General features: G+C 53.9%; 8 protein-coding genes. 5 read left to right on the top strand and 3 right to left on the bottom strand.

Translation table 11 applies throughout. The features are described from left to right. Positions 1 to 309 precede the first annotated feature (309 nt). On the bottom strand, positions 310 to 3654 hold the full coding sequence (gene mfd / locus IAD09_05830) for a transcription-repair coupling factor (protein HIT81740.1): 3345 nt from the start codon (positions 3652 to 3654) through the stop codon (positions 310 to 312). A 266-nt stretch (positions 3655 to 3920) separates the two neighbouring features. Here mfd and IAD09_05825 point away from each other — a divergent pair, with 266 nt between their 5' ends. Both IAD09_05825 and IAD09_05820 read left to right on the top strand, forming a co-directional pair. Then, complete coding sequence (locus IAD09_05825) at positions 3921 to 4685, top strand: polyprenol monophosphomannose synthase (protein ID HIT81739.1); 765 nt, start codon at positions 3921 to 3923, stop codon at positions 4683 to 4685. A 15-nt stretch (positions 4686 to 4700) separates the two neighbouring features. Beyond that, positions 4701 to 6053, top strand: a complete 1353-nt coding sequence (locus IAD09_05820; GenBank protein HIT81738.1) for a dihydroorotase — start codon at positions 4701 to 4703, stop codon at positions 6051 to 6053. Between the two features lie 74 nt (positions 6054 to 6127). On the opposite strand, the gene IAD09_05815 is transcribed toward IAD09_05820, so the two are convergent. Both IAD09_05815 and IAD09_05810 read right to left on the bottom strand, forming a co-directional pair. After that, positions 6128 to 6730, bottom strand: coding sequence for a hypothetical protein (locus IAD09_05815; protein ID HIT81737.1), 603 nt, complete (start codon positions 6728 to 6730; stop codon positions 6128 to 6130). Positions 6731 to 6807: 77 nt separating this feature from the next. Then, positions 6808 to 9090, bottom strand: a complete 2283-nt coding sequence (locus tag IAD09_05810; GenBank protein ID HIT81736.1) for an NADP-dependent malic enzyme — start codon at positions 9088 to 9090, stop codon at positions 6808 to 6810. A 353-nt stretch (positions 9091 to 9443) separates the two neighbouring features. On the opposite strand from IAD09_05810, the gene IAD09_05805 reads away from it, so the two are divergent. The 3 genes from IAD09_05805 to IAD09_05795 all read left to right on the top strand — a co-directional run bounded on the left by IAD09_05805 (position 9444) and on the right by IAD09_05795 (position 12665). Continuing rightward, positions 9444 to 10061 carry a TetR/AcrR family transcriptional regulator gene (locus IAD09_05805; protein ID HIT81735.1) on the top strand — a complete coding sequence of 206 codons (618 nt, stop codon included), beginning with the start codon at positions 9444 to 9446 and terminating at the stop codon, positions 10059 to 10061. Positions 10062 to 10290: 229 nt separating this feature from the next. After that, the gene (locus IAD09_05800; GenBank protein ID HIT81734.1) at positions 10291 to 11634 is read left to right on the top strand and encodes a TolC family protein; all 1344 of its coding nucleotides are present in this window, start codon (positions 10291 to 10293) and stop codon (positions 11632 to 11634) included. Positions 11635 to 11648: 14 nt separating this feature from the next. Beyond that, on the top strand, positions 11649 to 12665 hold the full coding sequence (locus tag IAD09_05795; protein ID HIT81733.1) for an efflux RND transporter periplasmic adaptor subunit: 1017 nt from the start codon (positions 11649 to 11651) through the stop codon (positions 12663 to 12665). Positions 12666 to 12674: the final 9 nt, after the last annotated feature.

The raw sequence follows: 12674 nt of genomic DNA, 5'->3' as shown, positions 1-12674 counted from the left end.
TTTGTAAGTAGAGGTTTTTTCTCTCTTAGTCGCAAAAGTAAGGAAAAGGTTACAGTTTCCCCGCTTTATTTTTTGCGTTGGTTTGGAGTTTTTGTCATTTCCCGGCTTTTTGCCATGCGGGAGGATTCCCCGTCAAGCGGGGAATGACAAGGACAGCGGGAAAATGCAAAGAACAGCGGGGGAGTGGTGGAGCAGCGAGCAAAAGCAAAAGACCGTAACCTCCCCGTCGTTTCGGGTGTCGGCTCGGAATCCGGCGTGAATCGTCGCCCCTGTCTCCGGACGGGAATCCCGGAAAAAATTTTCGTGTGTTTATGCCGCGTCGAGGTTGAGAATCTCTTGGAGAATCTCCATGCCGCATTTTACCGAGTCGACCTGAGCCACGACCATCGACCGTTTTCCCTTTATCTCGCGCAGCTGGCAGCGGCGGGGATACTTTTGCAGGTAGGTCAGTATCTTGCCGAAGGCCGGCGACTGGAAATACCGTGTGTGCTCGTCCGAGACGAAATGCAGAATCATCTTGCCCTGTTTCAGCACCACCTTTTCCATGCCCAGTTGCTTGGCCATGCGGCGCAGGCTCACCACGCGTATCAGTTCTTCGCCCTCGTGCGGTATGCGGCCGAAGCGGTCGCGCAGCCGTTCGGCAAACGCCTGAATGTCGCTCTCCTTCTCCATGTTGTCGAGTTCCTGGTAGAGCGAGATGCGTTCCGAGGCGCCGGGAATGTAGTCGTTGGGGAAGAGCAGTTCGAGATCCGACTCGATTTGGCAGTCGGCCGAGTAGCTCTCCGGTTCGTCGTCGGTCGAGGCATAGAGGTCGCCAAACTCGTCTTCTTTCAGTTCCTGCACCGCTTCGCGCAGGATTTTCTGGTAGGTTTCGTAGCCGAGGTCGGCGATGAATCCGCTCTGTTCGGCGCCCAGCAGGTTGCCCGCTCCGCGTATGTCGAGGTCTTGCATGGCGATGTGTATGCCGCTGCCCAGTTCCGAGAAACTCTCGATGGCCTGCAAGCGGCGTCGCGCGTCGACCGTAAGTTCGCGCAGGGGAGGGGTGAGCAGGTAGCAGAAAGCCTTTTTGTTGCTGCGACCCACGCGGCCGCGCAACTGGTGCAGCTCGCTCAGGCCGAAGTTCTGGGCGTTGTTGATGATGATGGTGTTGGTGTTGGGCATGTCGATGCCCGACTCGATGATGGTCGTGGCGATGAGCACGTCATACTCGTAGTCGGCAAAGCCCAAGATGGCCCGTTCGAGCTCCTCGGGGTTCATCTGCCCGTGGCCGATGACGGTGCGGGCACCCGGTGCGAGTTTGTGAATGAGCCGTTCGAGGTCGTAGAGTTGCGGTATGCGGTTGTTCACGACGAAAACCTGTCCGCCGCGGCTCAACTCGAAGTTGACCGCTTCGCGTATGATGTCTTCGTTGAAGGCGTGCACCTCGGTCTGTATCGGGTAGCGGTTGGGGGGCGGCGTGGTGATGGCCGAGAGGTCTCGGGCTCCCATGAGCGAGAATTGCAGCGTGCGGGGGATAGGGGTGGCCGACATGGTGAGGGTGTCGACATTGACGCGCATCTGTTTGAGTTTCTCTTTCACGGCGACGCCGAATTTCTGTTCCTCGTCGATGATGAGCAGCCCGAGGTCTTTGAATTTCACGTCTTTCCCGATGAGGCGGTGCGTGCCGATGACGATGTTGATGCTGCCGTCGGCGATGCCTTTGATGGTCTCTTTGATTTGTGCCGAGGTGCGGGCGCGGCTCAGGTACGACACTTTCACGGGGAAATCTTTGAGCCGCTCGCTGAATGTCTTGAAATGCTGGAAGGCCAGCACCGTCGTGGGTACCAGCACTGCCACCTGCTTGTTGTCGCAGGCGGCCTTGAAGGCGGCGCGTATGGCGATTTCGGTCTTGCCGAAGCCCACGTCGCCGCAGATGAGGCGGTCCATGGGGCGGTCGCGTTCCATGTCGGCTTTCACTTCGGCCGTCGATTTCAGTTGGTCGGGCGTGTCTTCATAGATAAACGAGGCTTCGAGCTCGTGTTGCATGAAGGTGTCGGGCGAGAAAGCAAAGCCCTTTTCGTTGCATCGTTGGGCATAGAGCTTGATGAGGTCGCGGGCGATGTCTTTCATCTTGCTCTTGGTCTTCTCCTTCATGCGCTCCCAGGCGCCCGACCCCAGTTTGCTGATGCGGGGCGGTTCACCCTCCTTGGCCCGGTATTTGGCCAGTTTGTGCAGGGCGTGTATGTTGACGAAGAGAATGTCGTCGTTCTGATAGATGAGCTTGATGACCTCTTGCATGGTGCCGTTGAGCTCGGCACGGAACAGCCCGCCGAACTTGCCCACGCCGTGGTCGATGTGCACGATGTAGTCGCCTACCTCGAACTGGCGCAGCTCTTTGAGCGACAGCGCCAGTTTGCCCGAGCGGGCCTTCTCGCTGCGCAGCCGGTATTTGTGGAATCGATCGAAGAGCTGGTGGTCGGTAAAGAAGCAGAGGTGCAATTCGTTGTCGATGAATCCCTCGTGCAGGGTTTTGTTGACGGCGGTGAAGGCGATGTCTTCGCCTTTGTCCTCGAAAATGTTGGCGATGCGTTGTGTCTGTTTCTCGCTGTCGCTCAGGATATAGAGCGAGTAGCCCTCGTGCAGCAGCGAAGAGAACGATTCGCTCACGAGGTCGAAATTCTTGTGGTAGATGGGTTGCGGCGAGCAGTTCAGCGCCAGGGTCGCACCCGTCTCTCCGTGGAACGGCTTGTTGCCGTAGTCGATGCGTTTGAAGTCGAGCACGCCGCGGGCAAACTCGTCGACGTCGATAAGTTTCTCGCGGGCATGCAGGTCGCCCTCCTCGGTGATGAGCAGCTGCTGCGAGATGGTGTCGGTGGCGATGCTGTGCATGCGTTCGAGCACCCAGGCCAGGTCTTTCACCGCGAGCATCGTATGCGGGTCGATGAATTGCAGCAGCGAGATGCCCGACTCGGAACCCTTTTGCAGGTCGGGAATGATGGAAATCTCCTCGACGGGCTCTTGCGAAAGTTGCGTGTCGATGTTGAACGCCCGTATGCTCTCTATTTCATCGCCGAAAGTGTCGATGCGGAAGGGCAGGTCGGAGGAGAACGAATAGACGTCGACAATGCTGCCTCTGACGGCAAACTGCCCCGGCTCGTAGACATAGTCGACGCGTTCGAATCCGTAGCCCGAGAGAATGTCGGCCACATCGGTCAGGTTGCACTTCTCGCCCTTGGCCAGCCGCAGGGTGTTGCGGTGCAGCTCTTCGTTCGAGGCCACCTTTTCGCAAAGCGCATCGGGGTAGGTCACCACGATGAGCGGTTCGGCGGCCTGTTGCAGGCGGTTGATGGTGTCGGTGCGGAGAATGTCGGCGGCCGGGTCGACCTGCCCGTATTTCAACGCCCGCTTGTAGCCCGAGGGGAAAAACAGCACCCGCTCGTCGCCCCGTATCTGGGTGAAGTCGTTGTAGAGATAACCGGCCTCTTCGGCGTCGTTGGCGATGAAAAGCGTCGTGACGCCGCACTCGGGAAGCCCCGAAAGCAGCAACGCCGCCGCCGAGCCTTGCAGCCCCGAGACATGCAGCCGGGAGAGAGTGCCGTCCTTGACAAAACGCTTCAAGGCTTCGCCGCGAGCCGTTGTCAAGAACAGATTTTGTAACGAATGGAGTTCGACCATGATTCTGAAATGTTGTCGCAAAAATACATTTTTTACCTCAAAATGCAGGAGACTGGAATGTAAAAACAAAATTCCGACGGAAATTCCCGCGTCCGTTTTGCCGTTCCCCTATCCTCCTGCTCGCACGCCTTCGGAGCCTCCGCGGTTGGCAAAAATGAACGTTTCGTCCCCAAAACCGGGTCGCATTCCGATATTTTATACCGAGGAAGTTTTGCAATCTCCCTATTTCGTTTAACTTTGTAGCCACTTACCAACGCCTCAAATTTATGAGTGAAGTCCAGAAAAAAGCCGACGGGGTGGTTATCATTCCGACCTATAACGAAAAAGAAAATGTAGAGAATATCATACGCGCGGTGATGACGTTGCCGCATGTGTTCGATGTGTTGATTATCGACGACGGTTCGCCCGACGGTACCGCCGACATCGTCAAGCGGTTGCAGGCCGACGAGTTTGCCGGCCGTCTGCACATGATCGAGCGGCGGGGAAAACTCGGCCTCGGCACGGCCTACATCACCGGCTTCAAATGGACCATCGAGCAGAAGTATGACTACATCTTCGAGATGGACGCCGATTTCTCCCACAACCCCAACGACCTGTTGCGTCTCTACGACGCCTGTGCCAACGGGGGAGCCGACATGTCCATCGGTTCGCGTTACATTACTGGCGTCAACGTGGTCAACTGGCCCATGGGGCGCGTCATCATGTCATACTACGCCTCGAAATATGTGCGCATCGTCACCGGACTCAAAATCGCCGACACCACGGCCGGTTTTGTCTGCTACCGTCGCGAGGTGCTCGAAACGATAGAACTCGACCGTATCCACTTCAAAGGATATGCCTTCCAGATCGAGATGAAGTTTACCGCCTACAAGTGCGGATTCAAGATAACCGAAGTGCCCATCATCTTCATCAACCGCGAACTCGGCGTGAGCAAGATGAGCGGCGGCATCTTCGGCGAAGCGGTCTTCGGTGTCCTGCGGCTCAAATTTTGGAGCTGGTTCAGGAAATATCCCCAGAAAAGCAAACAATAACCCGTTGAGGCACCCATGAAAAGTCTCTTGATAAAAAATGCCCTGCTCATCAACGAGGGCAAAAGCCAGTTGGCTTCGGTGCTGGTGGTCGGTGATACCATCTCGACCGTCTATACCGACGATTCTTATGCCGACATCGAAGGCCATGTCGACCGCGTCATCGATGCCACCGGCAAGTGGCTCCTGCCGGGTGTTATCGACGACCAGGTGCATTTCAGGGAGCCCGGCCTTACCCACAAGGCCGACATCAATACCGAGTCGATGGCCGCTGTGGCCGGGGGCGTCACCTCCTTCATGGAGATGCCCAACACCAAGCCTCCGACGATTACGCGTGACGCGCTCGACTGGAAGTTCGCCCGTGCGGCACAGACTTCATTGGCCAACTATTCGTTCTACATCGGTGCGACCAACGAAAACATCGAAGAGGTGCTTCGTGCCGACTATCGCCGGGTGTGCGGCGTGAAAGTGTTTATGGGCTCGTCGACCGGGAATATGCTGGTCGATAATGCCGACGCGCTGTCCCGCATCTTCTCCGAGGCACCCGCGCTCATTGCCGTGCATTGCGAAAAAGAAGAAATCATCAAGGCCAACAAACAGAAGTACATCGAAGAGTTCGGCGAAAACCTGCCGGTGACCTTTCACCCGCTGATACGCAGTGCCGAAGCCTGTTATGCCTCCTCGTCGCAGGCCGTAGAATTGGCGCAACGTTACAATGCCCGATTGCATTTGCTCCATCTCTCCACGGCCAAGGAGTTGACCCTCCTGAGTGACGGCCCCATTGAGGAAAAACGCATCACCGGCGAGGTGTGCGTGCATCACCTCTTTTTCGACGACCGCGACTATGCCGAGTATGGGAACCTTATCAAGTGGAACCCGGCCATCAAGACGGCGGCCGACCGCGAAGCACTCATGCAGGCCACTGTCTCGGGGCGCATCGATGTCGTGGCCACCGACCACGCTCCGCACCTCTTGGCCGAGAAGGAGGGGTCGTGCCTCGAAGCCGCCTCGGGCGGCCCCCTGGTGCAACACTCCTTGCAAGTGATGCTCGAAAAATCGTTGCAGGGCGTGATTCCCGTCGAGACCGTTGTCGAACGCATGTGCCATGCTCCGGCCAAGTTGTTCGGAATCGAACGCCGCGGATTTATCCGTCCCGGATATTATGCCGATATGGTGCTGGTCGACCCGCAACAGCCTTATACCGTCACTCCCGAGAACGTGTTGACCAAGTGCTGCTGGTCGCCCTTTATGAACCATACGTTCCCGGTGACCATCGACACCACGTTTGTCAATGGCATCATAGCCTATCAGAACGGGCAGGTCGAGCCTTCCTGCCGGGGTAAAGAGTTGCGTTTCACTCCTCGTTCGTAAAAATATCGGATTCACTATACAGCCGAGGCGGTGATGGAACAACCATTACCGCCTCGGCTTGTTTGTGGCCCGGTTTATTGAAAGATGATTGAGAAATAGATGTAGTCGCTCACCCCTTCGATGTCTTTCCATTTTATCGGGTGCAATTTCATGTCTCGCAATTTACAGAATTTCTGTGCGTCGTAACTTTTACCCTCAATGACTATCGGTTCTATGATACCCGAGGTATAGGCGATAAAAGGTATCTCTTGCCAAGTGGTGTAAGGTTCTTCGCTAAGGGTCTCCATGAAGATGCCACCAGATGCGAATTCCATGCTTTTGGAGATGTCGTAGGCACTGTTGTCAGTGACTATTTTCACGCTGTCGGGAGTTACAGGATAGGAGAGGAAGTCGATGGTTATGATGGAGTCGTTTATCGACGACCAGTAGAATCGTTCGGGCAGGACATCTTTTTGTGTCGTGATGTGCCCGTCCCGGCAGACGTTTTGAAAAACCCTGTACCGTGTTTTCCCGGAGAAATCTCCCGACAGGGTCACTCGCATATAATGACAGTTTTGTGCCTTGGCGTATAGTTTCCACACAGGGTCGTCACTATCAGAGTATTGAATGTTGACCACGTTTTGAGCCGAAAGGACTGAGGTGGCAAACAGGAAAAGCAGTAAAAGCGTTTTTTTCATGGCAGCGAAGTCGGATAGGAAAACGGCACCGTTCCGAAATCATTCGGGACGGTGCCGTCGGTGAAAGATTGAAAAACTTATTTCTTCTCGATTTTCTCTTGTACGATGGCGTCGACCACGGCAACGGTGGTGAGGTTGACGATGTCGCGCGGCGAGCTCTCGATGTCGGTGAAGTGAATCGGCTTGTTCAAGCCCATCTGTATCGGGCCGATGGAGTTGCCGATGCCCATTTCGAGCAGCAGCTTGTAGGCCGAGTTGGCCGAGCTGAGGTTGGGGAAGATGAGCGTGTTGACATCTTTGCCGGCCAGTCGGCTGAACGGGAAGGTGCGGTCGCGCAACTCCTTGTTCAGGGCAAAGTGCACCTGCATCTCGCCGTCGATGGCCAAGTCGGGATATTCGCGTTGCATGGCGGCAACCGCTTCGTGCACGAGAGCCGGGCTGCCCACTTTGTCGGCACCGAAGTTGGAGTAGGAGAGCATGGCGATTTTGGGCTCTTGGGCAAAGAATTTGAGGGTTTCGTTGGCGAGCTTGGCAATATCGATGAGTGTCTCGGTATTGGGGTGACGGTTGATGAGCGTGTCGGCCAGGAAGAAGGTGCCTTTGGGGGTCGTGATGATGTGCATGGCACCGAAGTGGGTGTGGCCCTCGCGAATGCCGATGACATCTTTGGCAATCTGTATCGTTTCGGTATATTTGGTATAGGTACCGGTGATGAAGGCGTCGGCATCGCCGCATTCGACCATCATCATGCCGAAGTAGTTGCGGTCATACATCTTCTCGTTGGCTTCGTCGGGGGTGATGCCTTCACGGTGACGTTTTTCCGACAATATTTTGGCATAGTGCCGGCGGCGGTGAGCTTCGGCTTCACTACGCAGGCTGACGATTTCGATGCCGTCGAGGCTCAGTCCCAAATCCTTGGCGAGGTTCCTGATGTAGTCGGCGTTACCCAGGAGGATAGGGTGGCATACGCCTTCCTGGTATGCCGTGACGGCGGCGGTGAGCATGTTCACATGGTTGGCCTCGGCAAATACCACGCGTTTGGGGTTTTGCTTGGCCATGTCGGTGAAGTTGCGCAACATCTTGTTGTCGTAGCCCATGAGGGCTTCGAGCTTGGTTTGATAAGCCGTCCAGTTGTCGATGGTCTTGCGGGCCACGCCCGATTTGATGGCGGCTTGTGCCACAGCCGGAGCCACGGTGGTGAGCAGGCGCGGGTCGAGGGCTTTGGGTATGATGTATTCAGGGCCGAAGCTGATGCTTTCGACGCCGTATGCGGCGTTCACCACGTCGGGTACTCGTTTTTTGGCCAAGGAGGCGATGGCATAGACGGCGGCCAGTTTCATCTCTTCGTTGATGCAGGTGGCCCGCACGTCGAGTGCGCCGCGGAAGATGTAGGGGAATCCCAGCACGTTGTTGATTTGGTTGGGATAGTCCGAACGGCCGGTAGCAAAAATCAGGTCGGGACGCGAAGCCTTGGCCTTTTCATACGAGATTTCGGGATTGGGGTTGGCCAATGCGAAGACGATGGGGCGGTCGTTCATCGACTGCACCATCTCGGGGCTCAATACATCGGCACGGGAGAGTCCCAAGAACACATCGGCGCCTTTCATGGCCTCGGCCAGTGTGCTGATGTCGCGGTGGGTGACAAATTGTTTTTTCGACTCGTTGAGGTCGGTGCGTTTGTCGTTGATGACCCCTTTGCTGTCGACCATCACCACGTTTTCGGGTTTCACGCCGAGCATGATGTAGAGCTTGGTGCAGGAGATGGCCGATGCGCCGGCTCCGTTCACGACGATGCGCACGTCTTCGATTTTCTTGCCTTGGATTTCGAGGGCGTTGAGCAGTCCGGCGCCGGAGATGATGGCCGTTCCGTGCTGGTCGTCATGCATGACGGGAATGTCGAGCTCGGCTTTCAGCCGGTTTTCGATTTCGAAGCACTCGGGAGCCTTGATGTCTTCGAGGTTGATGCCGCCGAAGGTGGGGGCGATGGCCTTCACGGCCTGAATGAATTTCTCGGGGTCTTTCTCGTTGACTTCGATGTCGAACACGTCGATGCCGGCAAAAATCTTGAACAGTAGTCCTTTGCCTTCCATTACGGGTTTGCCGGCCAAGGCTCCTATGTCGCCAAGTCCCAGCACGGCCGTACCATTGGAGATGACCGCAACAAGGTTGCCTTTCGAGGTGTATTCATACGCTGTCTGGGCATCTTTTTCGATTTCGAGACACGGCTCGGCTACACCCGGAGAATAGGCGAGCGAGAGGTCCATTTGGGTACTGTAAGGTTTGGTGGGGATTACTTCTATTTTCCCCGGGCGACCTTCGCTGTGGTAGCGCAAGGCGGCTTCTTTCGTAACTTTTGCCATATATGTTTATATAAAGATTTAAACAGTAAAAACGGCCTGCTTTTGAGTCAGGCCAAATTTCAGCTCTACAAATATAGGAATTTATATGGAAAAGTAGCATCATAAAATGTGATTTTTAAACAAAATTATATTGAAACAAGGCGTATGCCGATAAATTGTCTGTTTTATGGCTTGTTTTGTGTTGCATTGTCATGGTTGGGTGCTTTGCGATTGTTGATTCGACACGGTTTGCCGGGAAAGCCCTCCACAACGGAGTTTACATGAATTAACAGTGTATATGCACAAATCCAAGAAAACTTTTCCCTTTCATTGAGTTTTCTTATATCTTTGTGCTCCAATATCTATATTTTACAATGACCAGCGATCTGAAACAACGAGTAATAGAAACCTCATTTGCCCTCTTCCTCCGCCATGGCATCAAATCCATAACGATGGATTATATCGCTTCACAGGTGGGTATTTCAAAACGAACTTTGTATGAACTCTTTAAAGACAAAGACCAACTTTTGCTCGAATGCCTTACATGGAATCGTAGGGAGATAGAAAAAATGTCGTTGGAGGTTGCCCAGAAAGTCGACAATGCCTTGGTGTTTTTGCTCGAAGTCTTTATGATACAATGGAAACGCATGCGCAATGTAAATCGCAACTATTTTTCCGACCTGAAACGTTATCACCCCCAGGTGTCGCGCATGTTCGATGATGAGCGGGCTTCCCAAACCGAAAGTATGCGCCACATTCTCGAACAAGGCCAGGCCGAAGGGGTCATTCTCAAAGAGTGCCGTTGTGACATTGTGGCACAACTCCTCTCGACAAAATTCGATATTCTTTTCAGCCTCGACGAGATATGCACCGTGGAGTTTACCTTCATGGAAGCGTTTGAGATGATTTTCAAAACCTTTATACGCGGCATTGCCACCGAGAAGGGGTTGGAAATCATCAATCGTTATTTTGCCGAAGCCGACATGAATTGATGTCATGCCACACTCTCTTGCCAAAGGGCTTTCCTTTGAGAATGACAATCGTAGAAGGTTGACCCTTGTTGGAGAATATGGTTCCCGCGATAAAAAACAGATTATACATTGAAACTGTCCTCTGAGAATATGGGTGGAAGAATCTCTTGAAAAGAGTCGCTGCGCATAATCTTGCAAAACATACATAAAGTAACCAAACCTGAATTCTGAAATGAAAAAGAAGAATTGTATGGCGTTTGCTTTTGTGTCGATGTTTTTAGGCATCGCTACGGGAGTCGCAGCCGGGCCGACCGACTCCATCACGTTGTCGCTCGACCAGTCTATCGCCATCGCCCTCAGTGAAAACCCGACGATTGTCGTCTCCGACATGGAAATAAAACGCACCGACTACGCCCGTCGTGAGACTTTGGGAGGATTGCTGCCCACGGTCGATTATTCGGGCTCTTATTCCCGTACGTTGAAAAAGCAGGTTATGTATATGGATATTCCCGGCATGGACGACGGTCTCGAAGTGGGTCTCGATAATTCCTGGTCGACCGGTTTCTCTCTTTCATTGCCGATTATAGCACCCTCTCTTTGGAAGAGCCTCAAATTGTCGGCCGTGCAGCTCGAACAATCGGTCGAGAGCGCCCGTTCGTCGCGTCTTTCGATGGTCGATCAGGTGAAGAAAGCCTATTATGCCATACTCATGGCACAAGACTCTTACGATGTCTTGCAGCAAAGCTACGCCAATGCTCGTGCCAATGCCGATACCTATCGGCACAAATTTGAGCAGGGTACGGCATCGGAATACGATGTGTTGCGAGCCGATGTGGCAGTCCGCAACCTCGAACCTTCGCTGTTGCAGGCCGAGAATGCTTTGCGTCTCGCCAAACTCAATCTCAAAGTGCTTTTGGGTATCGATGCCGAGCTGCGCATCGGTCTTGCCACCCGCCTTTCCGATTATGAAGAAGACATGTATGCCGATATGTTGCAACCCGATACGTCATTGGCGGCAAACACCAGTTTGCGCCAACTCGACTTGCAGAGCGCTTATCTGAAACAGGCTCTGAAAACCCAGCACATGTCGTGGGCACCCACACTGGCCTTTGTCGGTTCCTATACCTGGTCTTCGATGAGCAATGGCGGCATGTTCGATGATTTCCGTTGGACCCCCTATTCTTACGTCGGCCTTTCGTTGTCGATTCCCATTTTCAGTGGCGGAACCCGGTACTACAAAGGCAAGCAGGCTCGTGTCGCCTACAACGAGATGCAGTATCAACGCATCAACCTCGAACGCAATCTGCGTATGCAGCTGACAGCGGCCATGGACAATATCAAGGCGTCAATCAAGCAGGTCGCATCGAGCAAAGAGGGCGTGCGGCAAGCAGAGAAAGCCTACGAGATTATGCAAAAGAAGTTTGAAGTCGGAGCCGCCACCATCATCGAACTCGACGATGCCAACTTGGCTTTGGCCACGTCGCGGCTCTCTTATTTCCAGGCCATACACGATTATCTCACGGCACAGTCCGACCTCGAACAGATTTCAGGAAATGTCGATTTCGACCGTTATAAACTCGATGAAGAAAAATAAAAAATACCTTATATATGGAATGTTTTAGAAGAAATGCCGCGATTTGTGTCATGGCGCTTTCGGTACTCACGGCTTGTACCGAAGAAAAGAAACAGACGACGGCTGTCGAAGAAAAGCCTCAGGTGCGACTCGAAACCGTAAATGTGCAACCGGTCGAGCAAACGCAGGAATTTACCGCCACGGTCGATGCCGATGTGGTCAATAACATATCTCCGTCGGTCGTTTTACGCATCGATAAAATTCTGGTGGAGGTCGGCGACCAGGTAAAAGCCGGGCAGTTGCTGGCCGAGATGGACCGTTCGAGCCTCGTGCAGTCCAAAACGCAACTCGACAATATCCAGCTCGAATATGACCGCCAACTGGCCCTCTATGAGGTGGGAGGCACATCGAAACAGCTCCTCGATGCCCAGCAAACCCAACTCGATGTGGCACGCACCGCTTATGAGAACCTCAAAGAAAACACCCAGCTCATCAGCCCCATCGACGGTATTGTGACGGCTCGCAACTACGACAACGGCGACATGTATTCCGCGGGAACCCCCCTCCTTACCGTGCAGAACATTGTCCCCGTGAAACTGATGATACACGTTTCGGAAGGTTTCTATACCCAAGTCAAAGAAGGTATGCCGGTGACGATACGTCTCGATGTCTATAAAGACGAAAAATTTACCGGGAAAGTAAGCCTTGTATATCCCACCATCGATGCCGCTACGCGCACCTTCCCGGTAGAGATACAACTGGACAATAAAGACATGCGGGTGCGTCCCGGCATGTTTGCCCGTGTGAACATCAACTTCGGAACCGAGCGCCGTGTCGTTTTACCCGATTTGGCTGTCGTGAGGCAGACCGGCTCGGGCGACCGTTATGTCTACGTCTATAACGACGGGAAGGTCGATTTCGTCAAAGTCGAATTGGGACGTCGCACCGATTCCCGCTATGAGGTCCTTTCGGGAGTTCCCGACGGGGCCCGTGTTGTCGTCGCAGGACAATCGCGTCTCTACAACGGGGCAGAGGTCACGGTTGTAGAGTAAATAACAAGT

It is taken from the genome of Candidatus Caccoplasma merdavium, from assembly GCA_018715595.1.
In the GTDB taxonomy this organism is placed as follows: Bacteria; Bacteroidota; Bacteroidia; order Bacteroidales; family UBA11471; genus Caccoplasma; species Caccoplasma merdavium.
This window is presented reverse-complemented; position numbering and strand designations above follow the sequence as displayed.